Here is a 24,555-nt window from a genome sequence, read left to right as displayed (position 1 = left end):
TCAGCCTCCTGCCTTGGGCGATACGCTCGGCCCGGGGCGACCGGCCTGGGGGCCGGGCGCGGGTGGAACGCCCTGCGTCGCGATTTCGTGGAAAAGGTCCGGCTCGACCGAGCGATAGGTCGAAGGCGGCACGTCGATGCTCTGTCTGGCCAGTTCCTGGTAGCTGGCCTTGTCGAGTGCCTGTCCCTGGCTTCGCGCCGAATTGACGAACGCCTCGAAGGCATCGGCCGCGACGGCATGCAGCACGAATTGCATGCCTGGAAAACCGTCACCGCTGAAATGGGCCGACCGCCCATAGAATTCGCCCGGCTGATCCGCCTGCAGGTGAAGCTGCGTCGTCATGCCGTTCATCGTGTAGATCATGCCGCCGAGCTGAGGCACGAAGAACGCGTTCATGACGCTTGCCGAGGTAAGCGAGAAATGCACCGGCCTGCCCGCCGGCACCACGAGCTGGTTGATGCTCGCGACATTCTGCTCGGGGTAGATGAACAGCCATTTCCAGTCGAGCGAGACGACCTGCACCACAAGCGGCTTTTGCTGCGAATCCAGCGGCTTCATTGGATCGAGGTCATGCGACCCGATCCAGATGATGCCGCTCAGAAACAGGATGACGAGGATGGGGATCGACCAGACCACCAGTTCGATGCGTCCGGAATAGGCCCATTCCGGCAGGTACCGCGCTCTTGTGTTGGTTTCCCGGAACCACCAGGCAAAGCCGAGCGTCGCCACGATCGTCGGGATGACGATGGCCAGCATGATAGCAACCGAATTGAGCAGGATCGTCCGCTGCGCCGCCCCCACCGGCCCTTGCGGATCGAGCACGCCGCCCTGGCAGCCGGCAAGCAGCCCGACCAGCAAAATCGTCGCGCCGAGGCAGCCAAGACGGATGGCGGCACAGTTTCGAACGATCACCCTCAGCAGCATGAGATCTCGCCGTTTCCTGAAAACCGATTGGAACGTTGCAGGCAGCGTAGCTGCCAACCCCGAATGCGCGCCGGTGTGCTCCTGGCGACAGTTTCTTCACGCACGCGGCTCAGGCTGGCAGAACCACATGCGGCGGACGTCATCGTTAAGCGGTCGACCTGTCGAGAACCCCTCCAAATCCTAAAAACCAGCGGCAAAATCTCAAGTAACCAGAGCCAAATCCTAAGAAACCAGAAACAGTACCCAGATCGAAGTTATCGCCAGAAACGTGGCGAATGCCAAGGCGGTAAACCGGTTCATGGCCCCGCCCACGGTTGGTCCATTTAGTCCGCTCCCTGCGACGTGGCTGCTGATTCCAATGATGCTGCTCAAGATGGTTGCGCCAACCGAACGAATGTTCGTCGCGAAAGTTCCAAAAAGCCAGATCCGTCGCAGCCTTGGTTGCAGGCCGGCGGCGACGCGATGCGCACCAGGGATGGTTGGGCGGCTTTCTCGCCAAGCGGATGCGAGGACTGGCTTTGCGTATGTAAAAACTACTTGTCTAGGTGAAAATAGTTGCTACTAATCGGCTGGGCCGGCGCATGGCCGCCTCTGGGAGGAATTTCGGCATGACAAGACTGCGCGGCCTCGCGTGGGATCACCGACGCTGCTGGGGTCCGCTCGACGCCAGCATCGGGCCGTATTGTGCCGCCAATCCCGGTCTTGAGATCGAATGGGACCGCCGCAGCCTCTATGAGTTCGGCGAGGGCGCGCTTGGTCCGGTGCTCGGCGCCTATGACCTTGTCGTGTTCGACCATCCGTTCATCGGCGATATTGCCGAAGGCGGGCTGATGGTGCCGTTCGATTTGTCGGCCGAGCAGCGCCACGGCTTCGAACGGGATTCGGTCGGCGCATCCTGGCAATCCTACGCAAGGGACGGGCTTCAATGGGCGTTGCCGATCGATGCTGCCTGTCAGGTTGCCTCGTATCGCCCCGATCTCCTGGAGCGCTACGGACCGCTGCCGCGCAGCCATGACGAGGTGCTGGAGCTCGGCCGGCGCGCCTTGAAGGACGGCAAATGGCTTGGGCTGCCATTGGTGCCGACTGACGCCATGTGCCTGCTTTTGACGCTCGGTGAGCCCCGCGAAGACGGCGACGAGTTCATTGCCAGGGAAAAAATCGAGCAGGCCGTCGGACAATTGCGCCAGCTTGTGGCGCTGTCGCATCCGAACTCGCCGAAATGGAACCCGATCCGCTGCTATGATCATATGATCGCGCATGACGACGTGGTCTACGTGCCGTTCGCCTTCGGCTATGTGAATTATGCCTCCAAACCCGACAGGCCGTATCTGCGCTTCGCCGACATGCCGACGCCGCGATCTGCCGGCGCCTTGCTTGGCGGCGCCGGCATCGGCGTCAGCGCCCAATCGAAACACAAGCAGGCGGCCATCGATTACGCGCTGTTTCTGTGCTCGCCCGGCTATCAGCGCGGCGACTATGTGAAATCCGGCGGACAGCCGGGATCGCTGGCGGCGTGGCAGGATGCCGAGGTCAACGCGCTCTCGGGCGGCTTCTTCGCCTCGACGCTGGCGACGATCGAAGCCTCCTATCTGCGCCCGACCCATCCGGGCTTCATCAGCTTCTTCCGCCAATGTGCCCCGCATGCCGCGGCGGCGATCGCCGGCGAATTGCAGGCGGCCGAGCTCGCGGATCGGCTGAACCGGCTCTATCGCGAGACCAGGCATGGCCAGCCGCAACGGAGCGTCGCGTAATGGCCGCCGATATTGCCCAGATCGTCGACGAAGGCGAAAGCGGCCGCAACGGCTATCGGGTGCCGGCGGTGGAGAAGGCGCTCGACATACTGGAATTCATGGCTGCCAGCGGCGAGCCGCTGACCCAGACCGAGATCGCCACCGGAATGGGGCGCTCCATTCACGAGATCTACCGCATCCTGCTGCTGCTGGAGAAGCGCGGCTACATTTTCCGGACGCAATCGGACCGCTTCCGGCTGTCGCTGAAGCTGTTCGAACTGGCGCATATGCATCCCCCGGTGAACCGCCTGGTCGAATGCGCCCTGCCGGTGATGCGCGGCCTCGCCGCCAATGCCGACCAGAGCTGCCATCTGGTCGTGCGCGAAGGCGAGAGCGCACTGGTCGTGCTGCAGATCGATTCGCCTTTGCCGATGCGTTATTCGGTTGCCCTTGGCTCGCATTTCCCGATCCTCGAAACGAGCTCCGGCGCGGTGCTGCTGGCGCATTCGAGCCGCGCCGAGCGCGACCGCATCGTCGAACGGATCGTCGCTGCAGGCGAAGGCCAAGGCAGCCGGGCGGAAATCGAAGCGCGGCTGAACGAAGTCGCAAGGCTCGGCTATGAAATGCGCGCCTCGCTGGCTGTCGAGGGCTGCACCAACATTTCGATGCCGGTGCGCGACCATACCGGCGCCGTCATTGCCGCGCTCACCGTCCCCTTCCTGCCGCAAAAGGCCGCCCGCTTCGATCGCAGCACCGTGTTCGAGCGGACGAAGGCGGCGGCCGAGGCGATATCGGCGGCGCTGGGCGCGGGCGAAGCTGCCGCCTCTTCACGTGCCGACCCGGAACGGCGGGACTATCCGTTCAGCAACTGACAAGAAATACAGGGAGAGAAACATGAACTGGTCCAAATCGATGCTGTTTGCCTCGGCGGCGGTGCTTGCTCTGAGCGCCGCCGCGGCACACGCCGAAAACATGCCGAAGCGCATCGGCTACGTCACCAACTACGCCACCCATGAGTGGTATCAGAACGTCATCAAGGGCATGCAGTCCCGCGCCAAGGAACTCGGTATCGAGCTCGAGGTGAGGACGCCAATCTGGACGTTGCCAAGGAGGTCTCCGCCGCCGAAGATTTCATGGCCAAGGGCGTCGACGTCCTGATCATCACGCCCGTCAACGAGGAAGGCGTCGTGCCGCTGCTGCGCCAGGCGAAATCCAACAACGTTCCGGTCGTACTCGAAGGCAATCCGGTCAAGGGCATGACCACAATGGTCGCGATCTGCGACTACGACACCGGCTACACCGCCGGCGTCGAAGCCGGCAAATACGCCAAGGAAAAGCTCGAAGCCAAAGCCAAGGTGATGAATGTCGGCCTGCCGCTGCTGTCCGCCACCGTGCTGCGGTCGCAGGGTTTCATGGATGGCCTCAACACCATCATCCCCGACGCGGTCATGATCCACGACCTCGACGGCGGCGGCAATCCCGATCGCGCACTCGAAGTCTCTTCGGCGGCTCTTGCCAAGAATGCCGACTTCAACATCATCTACGGCATCAACGATTCCTCCTCGCTCGGCGGCCTTCAGGCCTGGAAAGCGGCCGGCAAGTCGCAGGACGGCCTCTTGACTGTCGGCACCGGCGGCGAAGGCCTCGCCTTCATCAATGCGATGCAGAACGAGCCGTCCTACCGCATCGAGGCCGCGATGTTCCCGGAAAAGGAAGGCTACACCGCCATCGATGCAGCGGTTAAGCTCTTCAATGGCGAAGAGGTGCCGGAACACATCGTCAGCCCGACCGCGCCGATGAACGGCGACGACTGGAAGAAGTTCTACGACTACGATGGCACCACACGCAAAATCAAATGGGATGCCGTCAATGCGCTTCAGCCACCGGAAAAATGCATGAAAACTTCCGCCGATCTGAAGAAGTAAGGATTCCGGGTAGCCCTTCCCGCACGGCGGGAAGGGCGGCGGATCGGATATGCCGAACGGCAAAACAGGGCAACCGTCCTGTTTTGGCCGGCAGTTTCCAGACGGCGACGGCACCGATACGGGCCCGGAAATAAAATGGACATGAGCGAGCTTACGCAATCCTCTGCGCCAAGGCGTTTCATCGGCGGCCAGCTGCTGGGCAGCAGCCAGCTGGTGCTCGGCGTGATCCTGGCCGTGCTCTGCATCGCCATTTCGATTGCCGCGCCGCAATTCTATTCCGAGGCCAACATCATCGCCATCCTGCGCCAATGCGCGCTGGTGCTGATCGTTGCCTCCGGCATGACGATGCTGATCATCACTGCGGAAGTCGACCTGTCGGTCGGTGCATCGCTGGCTTTTGTCGGCTGCATCGGCATGGCCGTGCTCAATTCAACGCACAGTCTGACGCTCGGGCTGCTGGCGGCGCTCGCCTTTTCAGGCGCGGTCGGCCTTTTCAACGGCCTCGTCGTCACCAGCCTCAAGGTGAACTCGCTGATCGCCACCATCGGCACCATGATGATGCTGCAGGGCGGCGTTTACCTGTTCACCCGCGAGGCGGTGCAGAACCACCACCGGCTTGCCGGCTTCACCGATCTCGGCGCTGGCTATATCGGCGCGATCCCGCTGCCCGTGGTCGTTGCCGCGGTGATTTTCGCGCTGGCCGCGGCAACGCTGCGCTTCACCACGCTCGGCCGTTATCTCTACGCTGTCGGCGCCAACGAGCGCGCGGTTCGTCTCTCCGGCGTGCGCTCGCAACGGCTGAAACTGTTCGCCTTCGTCGTCACCGGCCTGTGCGTCGGCGTCGCCGGCATGATCCTGTCGTCGCTGATGAATGCCGGCCAGCCGACCGCTGGCCGCGGCTTCGAGCTGACGGTGATTGCCGCCGTCATCCTCGGCGGCACCAGCCTGCTTGGCGGCCGCGGCTCGCTGCTTGGCACGTTGCTGGGCGTGCTGGTGCTGAAGGTCATCGACAACGGCATCATCATCCTCGGCTGGAACCAGGACCTGCAGATGGTGGTGCCCGGCATCGTCATCATCCTGGCGACCTATCTCGACATCGTGCGGAACAGAGCCAATGTCGGTTGATTTCCTTCACCCCGGCGAAACCGTGGCTGTCGACAAAAGCGTGCCGGCGCTGGAGATGCGCGGCATCGGCAAGCGTTTTCCCGGCGTGATGGCGCTGGACAATGTCGATCTGACCTTGGAACCCGGCAAAATCCATGCCCTGATGGGCGAGAACGGCGCCGGCAAGTCGACGCTGATCAAGATCATGGCCGGGGTCTACGGCAAGGATGCCGGCACCATCCGCCTGCGCGGCCGCGAGGCCGACATCAAGTCGCCGCGCGATAGCCTGAAAGAGGGCATCAAGGTGGTGTTCCAGGAGATCGCGCTGATCGCCGAATTCAGCGTCGCCGAAAACATCTTCCTCGAAGGCTATCCGACCGGCAAAGGCGGCTCGATCGACTGGAAGAAGATCCGTGCCGATGCGGCCGCTCTGTTCAAGCGTATCGGCTTCAACGTCGACCCGGCGGCGCGCACGGGATCGCTGCCGGTCAGCCAGCAGCAGATGGTCGAGATCGCCCGCGCACTCGCCCATGAGGCCCGCGTCGTGGTGATGGACGAGCCGACCTCCTCGCTGACGCCTAACGAGGTCTCGCTGCTGTTCACCGTCATCCGCCGGCTGGCCGCGCTGGGCATCGCGGTGCTCTATGTCAGCCACAAGCTCGACGAGGTCTTCGAGATCGCCGACACCGTGACCGTGCTGCGCGACGGCCGCCACGTCTCGACCAGGCCGATCGGCCAACATACCAACGACACGCTGATCCAGGACATGATCGGCCGGCGCATCGAAAACCTGTTCCCGCGCAAGCGCGGCGCGCCGGGCAGCAAGGTCGCGCTTTCCGTTGAAGGGCTCAGCACCGCCAAGAAGCTGAAGGATGTGTCGTTCGAGGCGCATGCCGGCGAGGTCCTCGGCTTCTTCGGCTTGATGGGAGCGGGCCGAACCGAGCTCGCCAAGGCCATCGTCGGCTACGACCCGATCACGTCCGGCGCCATTTCGGTCGATGGCAGCCGGCTGCTGCCGCACGAAACGCACACCGGCGTCCGGCTCGGCATCGGCCTGCTCACCGAGGACCGCAAGAGCGAGGGGCTGATGGGCGAGTTGCCGGTCTACCAGAATGCCAGCCTCGCCTCACTCGGCGCCTTCGCCAGAATGGGCTTCGTCGACAAGGTCAGCGAACGCAAGGCGGTGCAGGACTATGTCGACCGTTTCCGCATCCGGACGCCCAGCCTGTTCCAGCAGGTCAAGAACCTGTCCGGCGGCAATCAGCAGAAAGTGCTGATCTCGCGCTGGCTGATGCGAGGCCTGAAGGTGATCGTCGTCGACGAGCCGACCCGCGGCATCGACGTCGGCGCCAAGTCGGAGATTTTTGCGCTCATCGACCGGCTCGCCGGCGAAGGCCTGGCGGTCGTCATGATGACGTCCGAAATGCCCGAGCTGCTGGGGCTTGCCGACCGCATCGCGGTGATGTGCGAAGGCCGCCTCACCGCGATCATGCCTCGCGACGAGGCCACGCAGGAGAACATCCTCAATGCGGCAATCGGCTAAGACGATGACGCTTCGCAAAGGGACCAAGCGACGAGCCTGGCAAGCACCGACTCCATGAAAGCTGGGCCGTCCATGCTGGCGCGGCTCGTCGCGCGGCAGGAATTGGCATTGCTCCTCTGCCTCATCCTGGTGATCGCGTTCTTTTCCTTCACCGCCGAGAATTTCTTCTCCGTGCGCAACATCACCAATGTGCTCGGTCAGGCTTCGCTGGCGCTGACAGCCGGCATCGGCTGCGCCATCGTCTTCATATCAGGCGAGGTCGACATCTCGATCGGCTCGCTGCTGGCGACGATCGCACTGCCGCTGATCATCATCATGAACGACACGAATTCTCTGCTGCTCGGCATCAGCGGCGCGCTGCTGTTCGGGCTGATCATCGGCGTCGTGAATGGCTATCTGACGGCCTATGCCGGCATCAACTCGCTGATCGTGACCCTGGGCACGATGTTCATCATGCGCGGCGGCGTTTATCTCTATACCGGCCAGCGTGCTATTCCAGACGACGCCGCGCTCGACAGCTTCATCGCGCTGTCGGACGGCCGCCTGTTCAACGTCGTTCCCTATTCGGCTGTCATCGCCATCGTCCTGCTCGCCGTCTTCGCCTACGTGATGCAGCACCGGCCGTTCGGGCGGCAGATCTATGCCGTCGGCGGCAATCCGGAAGTGGCACGGCTGGCGGGTTACGACGTGCGCCGCGTCAAGTTCACCTGCTTCATCATCAGCGCGCTGCTGGCGACGGTAGCCGGCATCATCCTGGCAGCCCGCGTCGGTTCGGCGCAGCATACGGCCGGGCTGAATTTCGAGTTCCAGGTCGTCGCCGCCACCGTGCTCGGCGGGGTGAGCCTTGCCGGCGGCATAGGCAGCCTGACCGGCATGGCGCTCGGCGTGCTGATCCTGCAGTTCCTGTCCAACGGCCTGCGCGGTCTCGGCCTGCCGACCGAGTGGCAACTGGTCATCACCGGCATGATCATCATTGCCGCCGTCGCCTTCGACGAAGCAAAGCGCCGGCGCGCCATTGGAGGCTGATATGGATCGTCTCAAAGGGAAAACCGCAATCGTCACTGGCGCCGCCGACGGCATCGGCCACGCGATCAGCGAGGCGATGGCAAGGGAAGGCGCGCACGTCTTCCTCGGCGACATCGCCGACGAGAAGGGTGAAAAATTCGCAGCCGAGCTGCGCGCCGCCGGCCACCGCGCCGACTACATCCATTGCGACGTGGCGGAGGAGGCCGACATCGCCGCCCTGATCGACGCAGCCGTCGGCAAGACCGGCCATCTCGATATTCTCGTCAACAATGCCGCCATCGCCATCGGCGGCATGCCGGTTCACGAAATGAGCGACGAGCAGTGGCACCGGCTGATCGCGGTCAACCTTACCAGCGTGTTCCGCGGCTGCAAATATGCGCTGCCACATATGATCGCGCAGAAATCGGGCTCGATCATCAACATGGCCTCGGCGCAAGGGCATATCGGGCTCGACGGCTGGACCGCCTATGCCGGCGCCAAGGGTGCGGTGATGGCGATGACGCGCCAGATGGCGGTCGAGTTCGGCCCGCTCAACATCCGCGTCAACTCGATCTCGCCCGGCACCATCAACACGCCGATGAACGACAAATTGGTCAAGGAGATCGGCGGCAATCTCGCCAAGGCCTGGGTCAAGATGCATCCGCTCGGCCGCATCGGCAAACCGTCCGAGGTGGCCGAAGCCGCCGTCTATCTGGCCTCCGACGCCGCCGGCTTCACCACCGGTACCGACCTGCGCGTCGACGGCGGCCTCACCGCGGCACCCCGCTACGTACCCGACCTGCTTTGACAACCAACGAGACATGAAATGAACAAAGCCCTCGAAGGCGTCCGCATTCTCGATTTCAGCCATCTGCTGCAAGGGCCGTTCGCCACGCAGCTGCTCGGCGACATGGGCGCCGACATCATCAAGATCGAGCGTGCCGGCGCCGGCGACATGTTCCGCGGCATGACCTTCTTCGCCAAATGGGTCGGCGGCTCCGAAAGCCCGAATTTCCTCGCCTGGAACCGCAACAAGCGCTCCATCGCGCTCAACCTGAAAAGTCGCAAGGTGCATGCCATCATCATGGACATGGCTGAGAAGGCCGATGTGGTGGTGCAGAATTTCCGCCCCGGCGTGCTCGCCAGGCTCGGCTATGGCTACGAGGATTTCAGGGCGGTCAATCCCGCCATCATCTATTGCTCGGGTTCCGGCTATGGCGAGGAAGGCCCCTATGTCGAGCGCCCCGGCCAGGACATGCTGATCCAGGGATTGTCCGGGCTGATCTCCAACACCGGCCGCGGCGATCAGGCTCCTGTTCCGGCCGGTGCCGGCCTGGCCGACCAGATCGGCGCCATGAACATGGTCTACGGCATCCTGTCGGCGCTCTACTATCGCGAGAAGACCGGCAAGGGCCAGAAGATCGAGGTCAATCTGCTCGCCGCCATGCTGGCGCATCTCAATCAGGAATATGTCGCCGTGCTCAATCTCGGCGAGGATTTCGTGCGCCCGAATTCCGGCATCGGCCACCCCGGCATGCAGGCGCCGTTCGGTGTCTATGAAGCGAAGGACGGCGGCTATGTGTCGATCGCCATGAGCCCGTTCAAGACGCTGTATGAAGTGCTGGAGGCGCCGCAGCTTGCTGTCTACGACGATCTGAAGACGCTGTTCGACAGGCGCGACGAGGTGTTCGACAAGGTCAACGCCGAAACCAGGAAGTTTGCCACGCAGGACCTGCTGGCGCGGCTGCTCGCAGCCGACATCTGGTGCGCCGAGGTGAAGGACATAAGGCGCGCAGCCGAGGACCCGCAGGTTAAGCACCTGGGCATGATCACCAGCTACGATCATCCGCGCGGCGGTAAGGTCAGGGTGGTCGCGCCGGCTGTCAAGATGAGCGAGACGCCGCCTACCATAGAGCGGCCGGCGCCGCTGGTCGGCCAGCATGGCCGCGAGATACTGGCCGAGTTCGGCCTTTCCAGCGGCGAGATTGCAGCGCTTGAGGCGTCCGGCGACATGACCGTGGATGCTGCCTGACGATGAGCGTTTACCAGACACTCAGCTTGGAAATATCCGGGCGCGTCGCAGTCGTCACCTTCCGGCGCGCCGATCAGCTCAACGCCATGAACCGGCTGATGCAAAGCGAGATCACCGAGGTTTTCGAGGCGCTGTCGCAGGATGACGGCGTCGGCGCGATCGTGGTGACCGGCGAGGGGCGCGGCTTCATGGCCGGCGCCGACATCAAGGAATACGCTGCCCAGACAGCTATCGAGTTCGACGCCTTCCAGGCCGCCGGCACGCGCATGTACGCAGCGGTCGAGAACAACCGCAAGCCGGTCATCGCCGCGGTCAACGGCTTTGCGCTCGGCGGCGGCATGGAGCTGGTGCTGTGCTGCGACATCGTCATCGCCAACCAGTTCGCGAAGCTCGGCCTGCCCGAGATCAAGCTCGGGCTGGTCCCGGGCGGCGGCGGCACGCAGCGCAGCGTCCAGAAGCTCGGCCGCAACCGCTCCAACCTTTTGCTGATGACCGGCGCCATCGTGCCGGCTTCCGAGTTCGTCGCCGCCGGTCTGGTCAACGAGGTCGTCGATTCCGAAAGGCTGATGCCGCGGGTGCTGGAACTCGCCGGCATGATAGCCGCCGAACCGGCTGCCGCGATCGAGGCATTGAAGGCGCTGACAGCGCACGCCGTGTCGGGCGACTTGGCGGGAGGCCTTGCCATGGAGCGCGACCTACTGGGCGGGCTTTATCGTAGCGAGACCGGCCAGCAGCGGGTGAAGGCGTTCGCCGAAAAAAGCGCCGCGCGGCCGAAGGCTGCGAAATGACGTCCCTGGTCAAGCAAAACCGGCCGCGCTTCACGGATGTCGAGGGCCTGGCGGCGATGGTCGGCGGCGGCGACGTCTTCGGTGTCGGTGGCCATCATTTTGCCCGGCTGCCGATCGCCCTGCTGCGGGCCATCGCCCGCTTGGGCGTCAAGGATCTTCGCTATGTCTGCTGGGCCGGCGGCCTGCCGCTCGAACTGCTTCTCGAAGCGAATGCCGTGGCGGCGGTCGATATCTGCTTTTCCAGCCTCGATATTTTTGGCTTGCCGCCGCGCTTCCGCGCGGCCGCCGAGACCAATGCCGTGCCGGTCCGCGACTGGACGGCGCTGGCCATGATCCAGGCGCTGCGGGCGGGGCAGCAGAACCTGCCGTCGATGCCGTTTCAGCTTCCGGAGGGTTCGGACATGCTGGCGCGCGTGCCGGGTGCGATCGCCGCGCCCGATCCGATCGCGGGAATCACGACCGGGATCATCCCGGCCTTGCGGCTCGATACGTTCGTCGTCCATGCCCAGCGTGCCGACGAGAGCGGCAATGTCCAGATCATCGGACCACGGGCGCTGGATTTCGCCATGGCCGGCGCGGCGCGCGAGGTGCTGGTGACGGTCGAGGAGATCGTCCCGGTCGGAGCGCTGCGGCAGGATGGTCGGCAGAGCATTTTGACCCGCAACCAGGTGTCGGCGATCGCGCTGTCACCAGGCGGCGCCTATCCCGCCTCCTGCCTGCCATTCTATGTGACGGATTATCAAGCGTTGGCGGGGGCGTTCGCGGCCAAGGAAATACCTTTGCCGGACAGCCTGGGCATGCCTTCGGAAGGCGTGCCGGAGCGGGTTCAAGATGCTGCAAAAGTCCGCGCTGAAACAGTCCTCGCAATGCCCAGGCTCGTGCACGGCAACAAGGAGGCGTCCATCGACGAGATCATCGCCGCCCGCATCGCCGCTGAGCTCGACAACGAGAGCTTTGCCAGTGCCGGCGCGGTGTCGCCGCTCGCCAATGTCGCCTACCGGCTGGCCAAAGCGACGCACGCGCCGGACATGATCATCGCTACCATGAGTTGCGGTCATCTCGACATAGCACCGAGCCCGATGATCCTGTCGCTGATCGAAAGCCTCGATTGCGAGACGGCGGTGGCGCATGCCGGCGGCGACGACACCTATTCGACCTACTATCAGGCCGGCGCGGTGACGCATGAGATCGTCGGTGCCGCGCAGGTCGACCGCCGTGGGCGCGTCAACACCATTGCGCTGCGCAAGCGTGACGGCAGCCTTATCCGGTTGCCCGGGCAAGGCGGCATGGCCGACGTCGCCAACATGCATCGCGATTATCTGCTCTACGTCCCCCGCCATTCCGTGCAGTCGCTGGTCGAGACGGTCGAGATTGCCAGCTCGGCGCGCGGCCTGTTGACTGAGGCCGAACGCGAGCCGATGGGCTATCGGACCGGCGCCGCATTGGTGTTCACCGACCTTTGCGTGTTTCGGCTCGACGGGGAGAGCCGGCAATTGGCCGTCATCGAGACCATGCCGGGCCTGACGCGCCAGCAGCTCCAGGATGCCACCGGCTTTGCCCTGACATTCGATGCCGATTGCCGCGAAGTTGCGCTACCCTCGAACGAGACGCTCGACATCCTGCGAAACCGCATCGACCCGCTCGGCCTGCGGCGCCTCGAATTCGTCAGCGCCAGGGAGCGCAGCGCCCTGATCGCCGAGATCCTCGCCACCGACCGGCGGATGGTCGAGCGCTGCATCGCCGCACAGCGGTCGCATACTGCACCGGATTGAAGGGGGTGCGCATGGCAAAGCCGTTGCTCGAAATGTCGGCCGCGAGGGTCTTCTTCGACGGCATCTTCACCAGCCCGCGCGTTGCCCATCCGGAAGGCGTGGCTATCCATCGCGACGGCTCCATCTGGTGCGGCACCGAAACCGGCGACCTGCTGCGCTTGGCCGCCGATGGCGGCTCGGTCGAACGCATGGGCGGCACGGAAGGCTTTCTGCTCGGCATCGCCTTCGATAGCGCGGGAAACTGTTTTGCATGCGATTTGAGACATTCGGCGATCTTTCGCTGGGATGCCGCGACGGCTGATATGACGCGCTTCGCCTCGGCCGGCATCCGCGTGCCGAACTATCCGATCGTCGACGAGACACGCGGCTGGCTCTACGTGTCGGACAGCGTAGGCGAAGACAACCGCTCCGGCATTTTTCGCTACGATTTGAAGACCGGCGAAGGCGGCCTGTGGTGCAGCGAGACCATGGCCTTCGCCAACGGCATGGCGATGGCGCCGGGTGGCGATGGGCTTTACGTCGTGGAAAGCCATGCGGCCTGCGTCAGCTATGTGCCGATCCGTGCCGACGGCACGGCAGGACCTCGCCAGCTCGTCGTGGACGGCGTGAGCAACGTTCCCGATGGCGTCGCGTTGGCGCCGGACGGGTCGCTGTTCATCTCGTGCTACGAGCCGAGCCGCATCTATCGTTGGCGAAAAGACAGCGGGCTCGAGGTGCTGATCGAGGATCCGGCGGCAACGACGCTCGCCCATCCCACCAACATCGCCTTCAAGGGCGACAAGCTCTACACCGCAAATCTCGGCCGCTGGCACATCACCGAAATCGACTTGACGGCGATTTCTTAGATCGGGCCGGGCGGCGCTGCCCTATCCCAGCCGCCCGTGACTCGATCGGATGCGCAACACCTGCACCCTCGAGGGCAGCTCGATCAGGAACTCTTCGTCCCGCTCGAGATGGTGGATCCTCGTCGGATCGCCGCCGGTGAACGCCGCCATCGCCTCGACATTTTCCCAATAGGAAATCGTCACGAATTCCGAATGGCTCGGCGTGTCCTCGCGAAAGGTCTGCACGCCCAGTGCCTTCTCGATCAGCAGCTTGATGCCGGCCTCGTAATTGTAACTCTCATAGGCATCCGCCTTTTCAGGCACGGTTCTGCCGCGCCAGATACGAGCGATGGTCGGGGTTTTCTCCGTAGCTTTCTCTGTCATGATCAACGAATTCCTGCTGGTCTGCTTGGTCCGCGGCGTTCGGCAAGGCCAGCCAAGGAACGCATCTCCCCGGCTGGCAGCCTGCTATCCAGTTGCCGGCGACTTTGTATCCTCCCCGGCCGACGAGCTCGCGCTGCCCCAGACAGGCCTCCTGCCGACCGGTAGGAGACCTACTCCTGATCCTCGGCGCCGCCTCCGTGGAAGAAGGACCGCATTTCCTGCATGTCGACGCTGCCGTCACCGTCCTCATCGACGGCGTTGAATATCCGCCCGACGAAATCCTGGACTTCGCTCTGAGAAAGCGCGCCATCGCCGTCCGCATCTACTATGGCGAACATCATTCGCATCTTCGCGCCATGCATCCCGCGTGCAATGCCGCCGCGCCCTCCCATCTCCCGCCCTCGGTCAGGTGGGCCCATCCTGTAGTCGCGATGCCAGCGGTCGGGACCTCGCCGTTCCGCCCGGGGCGCGCGATCTTCCTGCATTCTCTCCTCCAGCATCTCGGTCATCATCTGGCGCATCATTTCGCGCATGGCATCCTGGCTCTGCCCGCTCATTCCGGGTGACGGTTCGGCGCCACGATCCGGTGCCGGCGCGGCGGGCGCAGGTGGGCTCGTCTGGCCGAATGCCGGCGCGGCCAACATGGCCAGCGCCGCGGCAATTACAGTGGTTTTGCTTGCGAGCGTCATCGTAATCTCCATCGTGTGAATTGTGGGCCGCTGCATCCAAGCCAAACCGGCTGCTCGCCTCATGGTTCCTGGGCAGTCGGCACGACGGCGCAAAAGTCCGCCTGGTCGCGGCAACGAAAGCCGCTTGCCCACGTTGCCATTGATGCAAAGCTCCACCAGGAGGAAAAAATGGCCGACGATAAGAGCAAGCGAGATTTCCGCGAGCGCGACCGCGTTGCTGCGGAAGACGACCGTGAAGTCGAGTATTTTGCCCAACAGAACGGCGTCACGGCCGACCAGGTCCGCCAGCTGATCAAGAGCTTCGGCAATGATCGCGGGCGCCTGACCGTAGCTGCGAAGGCATTGCGAGGGATTTCACCTGCCGGAGCCGACGAGGTGACCAGGGAAGCCCGCCAGCAGGCGACACCCATGCATCTCGGCAAACCCGACGAGTGATGCCGGGGGGCAACTGCTCTGGCGCTGCCGCGGGCGTCAGAACTTGCGGCTCAGATAATCCGAGTCGCGCAGTCCGAACCGCCACTCCGCATCGACAGCTTTGGAAATGCCGATCCGGCGGCCTGTCAGAACGGCGCCGGCTTCGCCCGGCTGCCTGAATTCGAATGGCGGCACGTCCAGCGGCAGCCCGTCATGGGATTTGTCGATTGCCAGCGCCTGGCAAAGGCGGCCCGGTCCCGAACAAAGCAGCCGGGGATCCTCAACGCCGCGATTGGCCCGCATCACCTCCAGCCCTAATCGCGGTTCGATTGCGCGGACAAGCACGGCACTGCCGGGCAGGCAGACGGCATTGAGGCACCAATGCAGGCCATAGGAGCGATAGACATACGCGCTGCCAGGGGCGCCGAACATTGCGCCGTTGCGCACCGTCCTGCCACCGAAAGCATGTGAAGCCGGGTCATCCGGGCGATAGGCCTCGGTCTCGACGATGATGCCGCCAACGCCGTGCAAAAGCAGCATGGCGCCGATCATGTCGCGCGCTACGATGGCGGCGTCTCGAGCAAAGAATTGATGGGTGGTGGTCATTGTGCGGCAGACTCGATCGCGCCTGGACCTGGCGCGTCAGCAAGTTCCCGGACCGGACACGAAATGTCCAGCCACAGCTCTCGGATGAAGGTATTCAGCGCAGCATGGCTGCGCCGATGAAAACCGCCGCGGCCAGCACGACGATGGCGGCAATCACCAGGACCGGCCAATATCTGCGCGGTTGGACGTCGGGCTCATCCTTCAGCGGGCGCATCGCATTGGCATAGCTCGCCTGGTTGGTAAACTTCGGCGTTTCATGGCGCGCGGCAGGGCTCTTCGGCGGAGCGTTGCCGGCGGATTCCGCGTCCGTTTCCATGGGAGCCGCAGCCGGATCGATGCCCGGGGTCTTGTCCCCTTCGCGCCCGGCATCGATATCGCCCCGCGCCTGAGCCGGGCTTCGCCCAAGAGGTGCTGCGTCGGTCATCGTCGAGGTCCTTTCAGAGCATCGGCCTCAAGCATTCTAACCTGCGTCTCATTTCAAAGTTCCCCCGTTTCAAAATTCCCCGGTTCAAAGTTCCCCGGTTCAAAGTTCCCCCGTTTCAAAGTGCCAACGAGCGGAAACCGCCTGGGCCTGCTTCCAGGAACAACCGGCGATCGAGCGGGTTGAGCAAGCATCGGGAGAGCAACATGGACTTGGTGCGCCACGCGCCCAGATCGGCAGTTCGAAACAGGCTCCAGCGCATGATCTACTTCACCGCCGACACGCATTTCAGCGACCCGCGCATTTTGCGCATCGACCGCCGCCCGTTCGGCTCGCTGGCGGAACATGACCGGTCGCTCGTTGCGTTCTGGAACGAGACTGTCGGGCCGGACGACGAGGTCTGGCATCTCGGCGATTTTGCCAGGGGATCGGCCGCGTTCGTGTCGTCGCTTCTGGCGTCTCTTCATGGCAGCAAGCATTTGATCATCGGCAACAACGATGCTGCGGCCACCATCGAGGCCACAGGTTGGGCGAGCACGCAACACTACAAGGAGCTGGCGCTCGACGGCAGTCTGCTGATCCTTTGTCACTACCCTTTTCGCACCTGGAACCAGATCGGCAGGAAATCGATCGACCTGCATGGCCATTCCCACGGCAGGCTGACCCCGGTCACGCGCCAGTATGACGTCGGCGTCGACAGCTGGGATTTTCGTCCGGTCACGCTGACCACCATCCTTGCCAGCCGCGGCCGAAGGGCGGCGCGAGCAAAACCCGGCTGAAAGCGGCTGGCCGCAACCGGAACCTCTGCGCAGCTGAGGCGTTCGAAAATTGCAAGGCGTAAAGGCAAAACGCAATGGCTCAGAAGATCACGACAGGCGCGAACGACCGGCCGCGCAATGAAACCATCGGCCAATCCGGCGAAGGCCTGCCGGACGACAGCAGCAGGCCGCTCGAGGTCGACGAAGGCTGGGTCGCCCGGCTGAGAAACAAGCTGCAGGGCAACCCCCGGCAAGCCGCTCAGACCAACACGGACGAAGTCCCCGCAGGCACTCCAGGCGCTGGCGAGAATATTTGCCGCCGCTGTGCAGGGTCAGGCATGATCGACGGCCGCACCTGCCCCGAATGCGGCGGAACCGGCAAGGTGATGACGCCGATAGGCGGAGGCTGAGCAATTCCAGGAAAAGTGTGAAGCGGTTTTCCGTCCGGTATTTGCGTCAAACAATAAGATAGACAGGTTCTGCGTTTCCGCGGAACGATGAACCGTCCAGCGCCGGTCAGATCGCCGGCACCCACTTCCAGAACACGCCCTCCTTGCGGTCGGGGTAATGCTTGAACTCGCATTCGAAGCGCCAGCCATAGTTCTTGGCGGTGGCAAGCGCCTCTTTGCTGACCGGGTTCATGCCGGTTCCCGGCGCAAACCAGTCCTCCAGCAAGTCGTCGGGGATATAGGCGCCGATCCTCAAAGGCAGCTTTTCGAGGACGACATCCATTTCAGGTGGTGCAGGCACGGGGGCGCTCCTTTGAAACCTACCCGCAAAGAAGCCGTTTAACGCCAAGCGGGTTCATTCTTCTGTTCATAGTCCTGGAACGCCTTCTGGAGACCGCCGATCACCTCGGCGGACGTCTCGAACATCGCCTTCAGCTGCGGCTCATCGACCTTCTCGATGTCCTCGCGAAGGTGCTGCTTCACCTCCTCCAACTTTTTCTGCATTTTCTGCGTGTGGTGGCGCGGATCGCGGTCGGCAGCGCTAGTCATGATCAATCTCCAATTTGTGGATCTCGGAGAACTCGCCCGGCTCTGAGGATCGACAGGCGGGTTTGCAGCGTAAACGGCTTGCCGATAGCTGTGGTTCCCGACTGCGGATGCGGTCTTCGCGCGCCCAACGCGCTGTTCCTGGGTTCAACCGCCCGGTAGCAAGTCCGAAGGGCGCTTGCCGCGAATTCAAGACGCAAGCAGTGGCAGACGAGCATCGACCTATAGCCTACGCCTCGTCCGCGATCCATTCGAGCGAGGCGCCATGCGGGTCAGTCCAAGCTACAGGGGAGCCGTTCGCAGATAGGAGGAAGCGGCCAGGCGGCCAGCTTGTTCCGGCGCGTGTGGCGATGGACGGGAAGACACGAGGGAACTCGTTCGATACCCAATAAGGCGCGAGACGCATCGCCTGCTCGGCGAAAGCTTCTCTGTCACCAAGGTCGGAGACATAGTCGAGGACGGCTGTGTGAAAGATGACGAGTGTAGCGTCATTTGGCGCTTCGTTGCAGAGTTGCACGAGGTCGCTCCCGCGCAGGTCGCCCTTCACCACCCGAGGCTTGACTGTGGCAGCTATCTTTAGGGCCGCCCGGAGATTGGCAAGCCGTGCTGTCTGTTCCGGCCAGACCAGTGTCTCAAGCCATGCGACTTGCGAGTCGTCCGAAGCATCTATCGGGCTCAGGTCCAATCCCGCCCGCCAGACGACTTGCGGCAAGGCCGTCGGCAATGGCGTTGTTTCGCTGGCGAGGCATCGGAAAACAGGCGGCTCCAAGGCCATCGCAGGTGCGCGGATCGCCTTGCGTCCGTAGTCATAGCCGTAGAGGTCGGGCATGAGGCAGAGCCCTGCGGAGGTCCCGACCTCGATGAGGGCCAGCGGCTGCGGCAAACGCGCCAGGACGGGGAGCAGGGTGGCGCATCTTCCCGGCTCGTTGGTTTGCGTTGAGCGCTCGAGCATGAGCGAGCGGATAGCGTCGGGATTAGCCTGAAGCGCCTGGCGAAGCTCGGTCCACCCTGTCGGCGTGCCGAACAGGTGACGCACCGCTGCAAGTAGAAGGTTCGGTTGCCGCTTTAGGTCCGGAAGAGTCGACAGGAAACCGAGCGCCTCCCGATCCCCAGCGACTGCCCGAGCCAACTCCTCGTAGAGCGGCGAGCGACCGCGAGCTTCCGTATCGGCGAAGCGAATATATCGGGCTGAGATCTCGGCCAAGCCCTCCTCGTCCATATCCGCTGATCCTCGGTCCCAACGTCTCATCACAGTACACGATCCACGGATCTGATTGGAGCCAGGCCCGGCGTTTTTACACAGGCTTGACCCCCGCGGACTTGCCGCGGTCGCCTGCTTAACCGTTGCGCTAGGAGGCTGTGCGCAATCCAAAATCTGGGGAACTGGTGTCTCGCCCAGGGGTGCGGTCCACCATGTCTCCGGTATAAACCGCAACCCATGTCTCCGGGTTGGACAATTTGAGATTTGGCGCACCCGACAGGATTCGAACCTGTGACCTCTGCCTTCGGAGGGCAGCGCTCTATCCAGCTGAGCTACGGGTGCCTTCAGGATCGGTGATCCCAAAAACGAACCAGCCGGTAAACCGGCCAGCCACGGCTTCTTAGCGGAAGCAGGCGCCGGCTTCAACGGGCAATCGCCAGCGGGCTCAAGTTGCCGTAGCAGTCCGGAGGAGACAGACATCGTCCCGTCCGGCGCCACCGCCTGCTCATTCTGTCACGGTAAGCACTGCCTTGCCGCTGATGCTGCGCTGCCGCAGCGCGTCGAGGGCTTGGCCGACGTCCCGCCACGGCACGGTCAGGACCACACGCGTTTCGAGCCGGCCGGCTGCGATCAGCGCGAGCAGCGAGGCGATGTCAGCGCCAACCTCCGGACCGGAGGCGTAGTAGGCGAAGGTCTGCAGCCGAGCGCCTTCGTGCCCCGGAACGAACTGGCGGAAGCCGATGGGCGTGAGTTCGCCGCTGCTCGAGCCGAACATGACGACTGTCCCGCCGGGCGCGATCCGTTCGATCGCGTGGGCGAGGCTATCGCCGCCCACCGATTCGGTGATCAGCGAGAACAGTCCTTCGGCCAGCTCGATCGTTTCGACGACCCGCTCGGCTCCGAGACCGCGGAGATCGTCGGCATGCCGCTCAGCGGCGACGGCCACCACCGACGCGTCCTGCTGGCGGGCGATCTGGATCTGGAAACGGCCGACCGCGCCGCTTGCGCCGGTAATCAGGACCCGCTGGCCGGCCAGGTCACCGCCGAGGCGCAGGGTCCGCAGCGCGGTCGTGCCCGCGACCGGAACAGTGGCGGCGGAGACGAAGCTGACGTCGTCCGGCAGGACGGCGAGGTGGTCGGTCGGAACGGCGACCCGTTCGGCCCACCCGGCCTCGTCGACCAGAGCCGCAACCCGGGCGCCGACGGCCGGCCCGGAGCCGTCGGCCGCGGCGCGCTCGACAATTCCGGCGACGTCCTGGCCAGGCACCCAGCCGTTCGGACGGATGTTGAGCAGGCGCAGTTCGCCGCGGTTCAGCGAGACTGCCCGGACCGAGACCAGCGCCTCATGCGGGGCGGGCTCGGGCTCACCAAGCTCGGCGAGCCGCAACCCGGTGGCGCTGTCGGAAGATGTGACCAAGGCGAGCATCGGTATCGTCCCTTCTTGCTGCGTGGCGGACGCCAGCCTGTTTTCGTGCGCCGGGCTTGTTGGTCCGACGTTCAGAACGCAAGCAGGGCATGACTGGAAGCCCGCCTGTCGGCTTCTGAGTAGCTCATCCCTAAACTATCGACTTTCCTGTGTGAGTAATTTAGATATCTTGGCAGTCGATCGCTAAAATCAGTCAATATGAGGCAGCCTCTCCGCTACCCCTGGCCTTTCGATCCGGATGATGTCCTCGCCCCGGCAATCGCCGTGCGCGTTGACGTTACCGAAACCAGGGCGGAGGTGCCGGACCACCACCACCGCAAAGGGCAACTCGTCTTCGCGCTGGGCGGTGGCGTCACATGTCGCGTCCCCAGCGGCCTGTGGATGGTGCCGCCGCATTGCGCGGTGTGGATTCCCGGCGACATGGAGCACAGCAATATCGCGACCGCCAATGCCCGGATTTTCTTCGTCTATATCGAACCGGGAGCTACCGACTTGCCGGACCGGTGCTGCACGCTTTCGATCACGCCGTTGTTGCGCGAGCTCATCATAGAGCTGACGGATCGCGTTGAGGACGATGACGCGAGGGGCGAGCTCCTGACCAGGGCTCTGCTCACCGAACTGCCGCGCATGCCTGTCCAGCAGCTGCATTTGCCGATCTCGTCCGAGCCGCGCTTGAGGCGCATCGCGGCGGCGTTGGCGCAAGATCCTGCCGATCGCAGCACCCTGGCGGAATGGGCCAGTCGCGTCGCGCTCAGCGAGAGCAGTCTCGCACGTCTCGTGGTGAAAGAGATAGGGCTGACCTTCGGGCGCTGGCGCCAGCAACTGCACCTGATCGTCGCAATGCGCGAGCTGGCCTCCGGCGCCAGCGTGCAGCAGGTTTCGGCCGATCTCGGTTACGAATCGGTCACCGCCTTCATCACCATGTTCAAGAAAGCGCTTGGCAAGCCGCCGGCAAAGTATCTCAGCAGTGTCGCGCAAAACGGCGGCTCTGCGTTTGTCGCCTGAACCCGTACGCGGTCAACACTCGGACGTCACCTCTCACTGCTCCTCGGCGTACAGCAGCCGCGTCTTTGCCTCGGAGGTCGGCAACAGGCTGCGCTGGATCAGCGCCTCGACGTGGTCGTTGCGCTGGCGCGCGCTGTCGGCGCCCATCACCACGATGATCAGCCTGTGCCCGTCTGCATTATAGGAGGTGACGATGTTGAAGCCCGAAGCCCTGATGTAGCCGGTCTTGATGCCGTCGACGCCGCGCACCCGGCCGAGCATGTCGTTGTGGCCGCGCACCAGCCTGCCGCGGAACATGAAGTCGCTTTCGGAGAAATAGTGGAAATGCTGCGGGAAGCGGGCGTGCAGCGCCATGCCGAGCACCGCCATGTCGCGCGCGCTGGTATGCTGGTCGCCGTCCGGCAGGCCCGAGGCGTTGCGGAACACGGTGCTGCTCATGCCGATCTGGCGCGCCTTGGCGGTCATCATGCCGGCGAACGCCTCTTCGCTGCCGCCGAGATATTCGGCAATTGCGACCGCCACGTCATTGGCCGATTTGACGACGACGGCGCGGATCGCCGAATCGACGTCGATGGTCTCGCCGCGCCTGAACCGCAGCTTGGTCGGCGGCTGCCGGGCGGCATTGTCCGACACCGGGATTTGTGTCTCCTTGCTGATGCGGCCAGAATCCAGCGCCTCGAACAGAAGGTAGAGCGTCATCATCTTGGTCAACGACGCCGGATAACGCGGCGCCGTCGAATTGACCTCGAACAGCGTATTGCCGGTGCCGGCATCGATGACCATGGCGGCATATTTCTGCGGTGGCGCCGGTACCGCCAGCACGCTGTCGGGCGGCGTGACAGTCGTGCAGCCGGCAGCAAACAGCAGCAGCGCCAGCACAGCGACGCATTTGTGGATGGACGAAAAGAACCGGAAGGCGGACAAGTCAATTCCGAAGGCAGGCAGTTTCTGAGACGACGCGAAGCTATCTTAACGCAAAGGCACAGTCCATTTGGTTAATATCGGTCTGGCCCTCGAACGGTGCCCTGTCCACATGCCGACGTGGCGCCGCCTGATGTGAATTGCCGGCCACCGCGCTTGCGCAACCGGCGGCGAGTGGGCTTTGCTGGCGCCGGCAGAATCGGGCAGCCGGAATCGGGCTGGCAGAATCGGTAGGTGCACATGGATACGGTCACGATCACGGCGAAGGGCATTTCGGTATCGGCCGATCTTGCCGTCGGCCATCTCGCCGACATGACAGTCGATATCGATGGCCGCCGGCTGAAGCCGCTGCATCGCGCACCCTGGGTCGGCGAGCCGCGCGAGATGCTGCCGAAAGACCTGCCTGAAGGGACGGTCCACCTGTCCGGCGATTTCCTCTGCGCGCCGTTCTCGATCAGCGACGTCGAAGCGGCACCTTTGCATGGCTGGCCGGCAAATAGTCGCTGGGACGTCGTCGACAGCGCGGCAACCGCCGACGGCTGGCGCGCCGTCTTCCGCCTGCAGCGCCCGGTCATGGGCGCAACCGTCGACAAGATCCTGACCTTGCGCGACGATCATCCCTTTCTCTATCAGGAACACGTCTTTTCCGGCGGCGCCGGCGCCATTCCCGTTGCCCACCACCCGATGACGGTGATGACGGCCGGCGGCAGGCTGGCCTTCTCGCCCAAACGCCTTGCCGCAACGCCGAGTGAGGCGCCGGAGCCCGATCCGGCCCGCGGCCGCTCGTTGCTCGCCTACCCGGCGCGAACCGCCGACCTGACGCGCTTTCCCGCCGCCAACGGCGGCACGATCGACCTGACCACCTATCGCATGGACCAGCTGCGTGAGGACTTCGTGACGCTGGTCGAGGCCGATCATGGCGGGCCGGGCTGGACCGCGCTGGCGCGCCAGGCGGAAGCCGATCTCTTGCTGGTGCTGAAGAACCCGGCCGAACTGCCGGTCACCATGCTGTGGGTCAGCAATGGCGGGCGCGATTATGCGCCCTGGAGTGGCCGCCACCGCGGCGTGCTCGGCATCGAGGACGGCCGCACGGCCGTCGGCCACGCCGCATCGCTCGGCGACAATTGGCTGAAGCGCGAAGGCGTGGCGACCGCCTTTGCCCTTTCCGAAGGGCGCCGCTTTTCGTTCCGCCATGTCATCGGCGCACTGCCATGGCCATCCGGCGAGCCGCCGCACGACGTCACGACCTCGCCGGGCGGCATGCGCATCCTGGCGGCTGACGGTGCCGTGCGCGACATCGGCTTCGACGGCGATTTCCTGCGGATCGGTCAATCCAGGCCCGATTGAAGGCTTGGCACAATCCGGCGTTTGAAATTTTCGAAAACTGCCGCCAAAATGCGCCAGAACCACCGTAAGGGGGCCAATGTCAGAAATCGCCCATATCGCTGCTGCCATTTTCAAGCGCGCCGGCAAGGCGCCGCGCTTCATCGTTGCCATTGCCGGTCCGCCCGGCGCCGGCAAGTCGACATTGTCGGCAGGCTTGCACGACCTGCTGCCGGAAGGCACGGCGGAAGTCGTGCCGATGGATGGCTTCCATTACGATGACGTCGTGCTCGATCGACGCGGCCTTCGCGCGCGAAAAGGTGCTCCGGAAACCTTTGATTTTGCCGGCTTCGAAGCGCTGCTGAAGCGCATCCGCGCCGGCGAGCCGGATATCGCCATCCCGGTCTTCGACCGCAGCATGGAGCTGTCGCGCGCCGCCGCTGCGATCATCGCCGCCGACACCAAATTCATTCTGGTCGAAGGCAATTATCTCCTGCTCGACGAGGAACCCTGGACGCGGCTGGCGCCGCTGTTCGACTTCTCGATCTTCGTCGATGTGCCGCGCGCCGAGCTCGAGCGCCGACTGCTGGCGCGATGGCACGAGCACGGCCGCTCCGACGAGGACGCGCGCGCCTGGATCGCCTCTAACGATATGCCGAACATCGACCGCGTGCTTGCCCGTCGGCGGCCCGCCGACCTGGTGGTCGGCGACCTGGCCTGACTTGCAAGGAACCGCCCGGCCGGAACCTTGACAGTTTCAGGCCG

Annotated in this window: 28 protein-coding genes and 1 tRNA gene; 18 read left to right on the top strand and 11 right to left on the bottom strand. The window is 64.0% G+C overall.

Annotated elements, in window-relative coordinates:
• Positions 1-924, bottom strand: a complete 924-nt coding sequence (cyoA, locus tag NKI41_RS08310) for a ubiquinol oxidase subunit II (protein ID WP_352682390.1) — start codon at positions 922-924, stop codon at positions 1-3.
• Positions 925-1,532: 608 nt separating this feature from the next.
• Here cyoA and NKI41_RS08305 point away from each other — a divergent pair.
• From NKI41_RS08305 to NKI41_RS08250, 12 genes are all read left to right on the top strand, one after another.
• Positions 1,533-2,675: an extracellular solute-binding protein gene (locus NKI41_RS08305; protein ID WP_352682388.1), complete on the top strand. Its 1,143-nt coding sequence runs from the start codon at positions 1,533-1,535 to the stop codon at positions 2,673-2,675.
• Entirely contained in the window at positions 2,675-3,526 is an 852-nt protein-coding gene (locus NKI41_RS08300; RefSeq protein WP_352473035.1) for an IclR family transcriptional regulator, read from the top strand. Before NKI41_RS08305 ends, NKI41_RS08300 begins: the two co-directional genes overlap by 1 nt.
• A 22-nt stretch (positions 3,527-3,548) precedes the next feature.
• The gene (locus NKI41_RS08295) at positions 3,549-3,812 is read left to right on the top strand and encodes a hypothetical protein (protein ID WP_352682385.1); all 264 of its coding nucleotides are present in this window, start codon (positions 3,549-3,551) and stop codon (positions 3,810-3,812) included.
• Entirely contained in the window at positions 3,788-4,579 is a 792-nt protein-coding gene (locus NKI41_RS08290) for a sugar ABC transporter substrate-binding protein (protein WP_352682383.1), read from the top strand. The genes NKI41_RS08295 and NKI41_RS08290 overlap by 25 nt, the downstream gene beginning before the upstream one ends.
• 141 nt (positions 4,580-4,720) lie before the next feature.
• Complete coding sequence (locus NKI41_RS08285; RefSeq protein ID WP_352682380.1) at positions 4,721-5,704, top strand: ABC transporter permease; 984 nt, start codon at positions 4,721-4,723, stop codon at positions 5,702-5,704.
• Positions 5,694-7,226 (top strand): sugar ABC transporter ATP-binding protein, encoded by a 1,533-nt coding sequence (locus tag NKI41_RS08280; protein WP_352615123.1) that lies wholly within the window; start codon positions 5,694-5,696, stop codon positions 7,224-7,226. Before NKI41_RS08285 ends, NKI41_RS08280 begins: the two co-directional genes overlap by 11 nt.
• 54 nt (positions 7,227-7,280) lie before the next feature.
• The gene (locus NKI41_RS08275; RefSeq protein ID WP_352682378.1) at positions 7,281-8,252 is read left to right on the top strand and encodes an ABC transporter permease; all 972 of its coding nucleotides are present in this window, start codon (positions 7,281-7,283) and stop codon (positions 8,250-8,252) included.
• A gap of 1 nt (position 8,253) precedes the next feature.
• Positions 8,254-9,039: an SDR family NAD(P)-dependent oxidoreductase gene (locus NKI41_RS08270; RefSeq protein ID WP_023677038.1), complete on the top strand. Its 786-nt coding sequence runs from the start codon at positions 8,254-8,256 to the stop codon at positions 9,037-9,039.
• Positions 9,040-9,057: 18 nt separating this feature from the next.
• Positions 9,058-10,263 (top strand): CaiB/BaiF CoA transferase family protein, encoded by a 1,206-nt coding sequence (locus NKI41_RS08265; RefSeq protein WP_352682376.1) that lies wholly within the window; start codon positions 9,058-9,060, stop codon positions 10,261-10,263.
• A gap of 2 nt (positions 10,264-10,265) precedes the next feature.
• Complete coding sequence (locus tag NKI41_RS08260; RefSeq protein WP_352682374.1) at positions 10,266-11,051, top strand: enoyl-CoA hydratase/isomerase family protein; 786 nt, start codon at positions 10,266-10,268, stop codon at positions 11,049-11,051.
• Positions 11,048-12,823: a CoA-transferase gene (locus NKI41_RS08255; RefSeq protein ID WP_352682372.1), complete on the top strand. Its 1,776-nt coding sequence runs from the start codon at positions 11,048-11,050 to the stop codon at positions 12,821-12,823. Before NKI41_RS08260 ends, NKI41_RS08255 begins: the two co-directional genes overlap by 4 nt.
• 11 nt (positions 12,824-12,834) lie before the next feature.
• Positions 12,835-13,668, top strand: a complete 834-nt coding sequence (locus tag NKI41_RS08250; protein ID WP_352682370.1) for an SMP-30/gluconolactonase/LRE family protein — start codon at positions 12,835-12,837, stop codon at positions 13,666-13,668.
• A 21-nt stretch (positions 13,669-13,689) separates the two neighbouring features.
• On the opposite strand, the gene NKI41_RS08245 is transcribed toward NKI41_RS08250, so the two are convergent.
• Together NKI41_RS08245 and NKI41_RS08240 are read right to left on the bottom strand one after the other, a co-directional pair.
• Positions 13,690-14,031 carry a hypothetical protein gene (locus NKI41_RS08245; protein WP_352682368.1) on the bottom strand — a complete coding sequence of 114 codons (342 nt, stop codon included), beginning with the start codon at positions 14,029-14,031 and terminating at the stop codon, positions 13,690-13,692.
• A gap of 170 nt (positions 14,032-14,201) precedes the next feature.
• Positions 14,202-14,756, bottom strand: coding sequence for an EF-hand domain-containing protein (locus NKI41_RS08240; RefSeq protein ID WP_352682431.1), 555 nt, complete (start codon positions 14,754-14,756; stop codon positions 14,202-14,204).
• A 132-nt stretch (positions 14,757-14,888) separates the two neighbouring features.
• Between NKI41_RS08240 and NKI41_RS08235 the strand changes: the two genes are divergently transcribed.
• Positions 14,889-15,155, top strand: coding sequence for a DUF3606 domain-containing protein (locus NKI41_RS08235; RefSeq protein WP_352455899.1), 267 nt, complete (start codon positions 14,889-14,891; stop codon positions 15,153-15,155).
• Positions 15,156-15,191: 36 nt separating this feature from the next.
• Here the strand turns inward: NKI41_RS08235 and NKI41_RS08230 are convergent, their stop codons facing one another.
• On the bottom strand, positions 15,192-15,740 hold the full coding sequence (locus tag NKI41_RS08230) for a DNA-3-methyladenine glycosylase (RefSeq protein ID WP_352682366.1): 549 nt from the start codon (positions 15,738-15,740) through the stop codon (positions 15,192-15,194).
• 94 nt (positions 15,741-15,834) lie between these two features.
• On the bottom strand, positions 15,835-16,164 hold the full coding sequence (locus NKI41_RS08225; protein ID WP_352682364.1) for a hypothetical protein: 330 nt from the start codon (positions 16,162-16,164) through the stop codon (positions 15,835-15,837).
• A gap of 257 nt (positions 16,165-16,421) precedes the next feature.
• Here NKI41_RS08225 and NKI41_RS08220 point away from each other — a divergent pair, with 257 nt between their 5' ends.
• On the top strand, positions 16,422-16,940 hold the full coding sequence (locus tag NKI41_RS08220; RefSeq protein WP_352615152.1) for a metallophosphoesterase: 519 nt from the start codon (positions 16,422-16,424) through the stop codon (positions 16,938-16,940).
• A gap of 74 nt (positions 16,941-17,014) precedes the next feature.
• Positions 17,015-17,329, top strand: a complete 315-nt coding sequence (locus NKI41_RS08215) for a hypothetical protein (RefSeq protein WP_352474772.1) — start codon at positions 17,015-17,017, stop codon at positions 17,327-17,329.
• Positions 17,330-17,435: 106 nt separating this feature from the next.
• Here the strand turns inward: NKI41_RS08215 and NKI41_RS08210 are convergent, their stop codons facing one another.
• The 5 genes from NKI41_RS08210 to NKI41_RS08190 form a co-directional block, all read right to left on the bottom strand.
• The gene (locus NKI41_RS08210; protein ID WP_352474765.1) at positions 17,436-17,669 is read right to left on the bottom strand and encodes a hypothetical protein; all 234 of its coding nucleotides are present in this window, start codon (positions 17,667-17,669) and stop codon (positions 17,436-17,438) included.
• A gap of 38 nt (positions 17,670-17,707) precedes the next feature.
• Positions 17,708-17,917, bottom strand: coding sequence for a hypothetical protein (locus tag NKI41_RS08205; RefSeq protein ID WP_352474763.1), 210 nt, complete (start codon positions 17,915-17,917; stop codon positions 17,708-17,710).
• Between the two features lie 226 nt (positions 17,918-18,143).
• Positions 18,144-19,133 carry a DUF2332 domain-containing protein gene (locus NKI41_RS08200; protein ID WP_352682361.1) on the bottom strand — a complete coding sequence of 330 codons (990 nt, stop codon included), beginning with the start codon at positions 19,131-19,133 and terminating at the stop codon, positions 18,144-18,146.
• Between the two features lie 247 nt (positions 19,134-19,380).
• Positions 19,381-19,457, bottom strand: a tRNA-Arg gene (locus NKI41_RS08195).
• 163 nt (positions 19,458-19,620) lie between these two features.
• On the bottom strand, positions 19,621-20,541 hold the full coding sequence (locus NKI41_RS08190; RefSeq protein WP_352682358.1) for a zinc-binding dehydrogenase: 921 nt from the start codon (positions 20,539-20,541) through the stop codon (positions 19,621-19,623).
• A 198-nt stretch (positions 20,542-20,739) separates the two neighbouring features.
• On the opposite strand from NKI41_RS08190, the gene NKI41_RS08185 reads away from it, so the two are divergent.
• Positions 20,740-21,546 carry an AraC family transcriptional regulator gene (locus NKI41_RS08185; protein ID WP_352682355.1) on the top strand — a complete coding sequence of 269 codons (807 nt, stop codon included), beginning with the start codon at positions 20,740-20,742 and terminating at the stop codon, positions 21,544-21,546.
• 33 nt (positions 21,547-21,579) lie between these two features.
• Here NKI41_RS08185 and NKI41_RS08180 read toward each other — a convergent pair whose 3' ends face one another.
• A complete protein-coding gene (locus NKI41_RS08180; protein WP_352682353.1) occupies positions 21,580-22,470 on the bottom strand; it encodes a D-alanyl-D-alanine carboxypeptidase family protein in 891 nt (296 codons plus the stop codon).
• A gap of 237 nt (positions 22,471-22,707) precedes the next feature.
• Between NKI41_RS08180 and NKI41_RS08175 the strand changes: the two genes are divergently transcribed.
• Positions 22,708-23,814 carry a hypothetical protein gene (locus NKI41_RS08175; protein ID WP_352682351.1) on the top strand — a complete coding sequence of 369 codons (1,107 nt, stop codon included), beginning with the start codon at positions 22,708-22,710 and terminating at the stop codon, positions 23,812-23,814.
• Positions 23,815-23,890: 76 nt separating this feature from the next.
• Positions 23,891-24,511, top strand: a complete 621-nt coding sequence (locus NKI41_RS08170; RefSeq protein WP_352682349.1) for a nucleoside triphosphate hydrolase — start codon at positions 23,891-23,893, stop codon at positions 24,509-24,511.
• The last annotated feature ends 44 nt before the right edge of the window (positions 24,512-24,555 follow it).

The sequence above is a fragment of the Mesorhizobium sp. M0601 genome (assembly GCF_040320845.1).
Classification (GTDB): domain Bacteria; phylum Pseudomonadota; class Alphaproteobacteria; order Rhizobiales; family Rhizobiaceae; genus Mesorhizobium.
This window is presented reverse-complemented; position numbering and strand designations above follow the sequence as displayed.

What these genes read in the sequence shown, in the direction of transcription:
- NKI41_RS08300 (WP_352473035.1), top strand. Translation starts at nt 2,675, where the DNA reads ATGGCCGCCGATATTGCCCAGATCGTCGACGAAGGCGAAAGCGGCCGC.
- NKI41_RS08240 (WP_352682431.1), bottom strand. Translation starts at nt 14,756, where the DNA reads ATGCAGCGGCCCACAATTCACACGATGGAGATTACGATGACGCTCGCA.
- NKI41_RS08190 (WP_352682358.1), bottom strand. Translation starts at nt 20,541, where the DNA reads ATGCTCGCCTTGGTCACATCTTCCGACAGCGCCACCGGGTTGCGGCTC.
- NKI41_RS08250 (WP_352682370.1), top strand. Translation starts at nt 12,835, where the DNA reads ATGGCAAAGCCGTTGCTCGAAATGTCGGCCGCGAGGGTCTTCTTCGAC.
- NKI41_RS08175 (WP_352682351.1), top strand. Translation starts at nt 22,708, where the DNA reads ATGGATACGGTCACGATCACGGCGAAGGGCATTTCGGTATCGGCCGAT.
- NKI41_RS08230 (WP_352682366.1), bottom strand. Translation starts at nt 15,740, where the DNA reads ATGACCACCACCCATCAATTCTTTGCTCGAGACGCCGCCATCGTAGCG.
- NKI41_RS08170 (WP_352682349.1), top strand. Translation starts at nt 23,891, where the DNA reads ATGTCAGAAATCGCCCATATCGCTGCTGCCATTTTCAAGCGCGCCGGC.
- NKI41_RS08215 (WP_352474772.1), top strand. Translation starts at nt 17,015, where the DNA reads ATGGCTCAGAAGATCACGACAGGCGCGAACGACCGGCCGCGCAATGAA.
- NKI41_RS08200 (WP_352682361.1), bottom strand. Translation starts at nt 19,133, where the DNA reads ATGGACGAGGAGGGCTTGGCCGAGATCTCAGCCCGATATATTCGCTTC.
- NKI41_RS08305 (WP_352682388.1), top strand. Translation starts at nt 1,533, where the DNA reads ATGACAAGACTGCGCGGCCTCGCGTGGGATCACCGACGCTGCTGGGGT.
- NKI41_RS08220 (WP_352615152.1), top strand. Translation starts at nt 16,422, where the DNA reads ATGATCTACTTCACCGCCGACACGCATTTCAGCGACCCGCGCATTTTG.
- NKI41_RS08295 (WP_352682385.1), top strand. Translation starts at nt 3,549, where the DNA reads ATGAACTGGTCCAAATCGATGCTGTTTGCCTCGGCGGCGGTGCTTGCT.
- NKI41_RS08270 (WP_023677038.1), top strand. Translation starts at nt 8,254, where the DNA reads ATGGATCGTCTCAAAGGGAAAACCGCAATCGTCACTGGCGCCGCCGAC.
- NKI41_RS08235 (WP_352455899.1), top strand. Translation starts at nt 14,889, where the DNA reads ATGGCCGACGATAAGAGCAAGCGAGATTTCCGCGAGCGCGACCGCGTT.
- NKI41_RS08260 (WP_352682374.1), top strand. Translation starts at nt 10,266, where the DNA reads ATGAGCGTTTACCAGACACTCAGCTTGGAAATATCCGGGCGCGTCGCA.
- NKI41_RS08245 (WP_352682368.1), bottom strand. Translation starts at nt 14,031, where the DNA reads ATGACAGAGAAAGCTACGGAGAAAACCCCGACCATCGCTCGTATCTGG.
- NKI41_RS08275 (WP_352682378.1), top strand. Translation starts at nt 7,281, where the DNA reads ATGAAAGCTGGGCCGTCCATGCTGGCGCGGCTCGTCGCGCGGCAGGAA.
- NKI41_RS08280 (WP_352615123.1), top strand. Translation starts at nt 5,694, where the DNA reads ATGTCGGTTGATTTCCTTCACCCCGGCGAAACCGTGGCTGTCGACAAA.
- NKI41_RS08225 (WP_352682364.1), bottom strand. Translation starts at nt 16,164, where the DNA reads ATGACCGACGCAGCACCTCTTGGGCGAAGCCCGGCTCAGGCGCGGGGC.
- NKI41_RS08290 (WP_352682383.1), top strand. Translation starts at nt 3,788, where the DNA reads ATGGCCAAGGGCGTCGACGTCCTGATCATCACGCCCGTCAACGAGGAA.
- NKI41_RS08265 (WP_352682376.1), top strand. Translation starts at nt 9,058, where the DNA reads ATGAACAAAGCCCTCGAAGGCGTCCGCATTCTCGATTTCAGCCATCTG.
- NKI41_RS08185 (WP_352682355.1), top strand. Translation starts at nt 20,740, where the DNA reads ATGAGGCAGCCTCTCCGCTACCCCTGGCCTTTCGATCCGGATGATGTC.
- NKI41_RS08205 (WP_352474763.1), bottom strand. Translation starts at nt 17,917, where the DNA reads ATGACTAGCGCTGCCGACCGCGATCCGCGCCACCACACGCAGAAAATG.
- NKI41_RS08255 (WP_352682372.1), top strand. Translation starts at nt 11,048, where the DNA reads ATGACGTCCCTGGTCAAGCAAAACCGGCCGCGCTTCACGGATGTCGAG.
- NKI41_RS08285 (WP_352682380.1), top strand. Translation starts at nt 4,721, where the DNA reads ATGAGCGAGCTTACGCAATCCTCTGCGCCAAGGCGTTTCATCGGCGGC.
- cyoA (WP_352682390.1), bottom strand. Translation starts at nt 924, where the DNA reads ATGCTGCTGAGGGTGATCGTTCGAAACTGTGCCGCCATCCGTCTTGGC.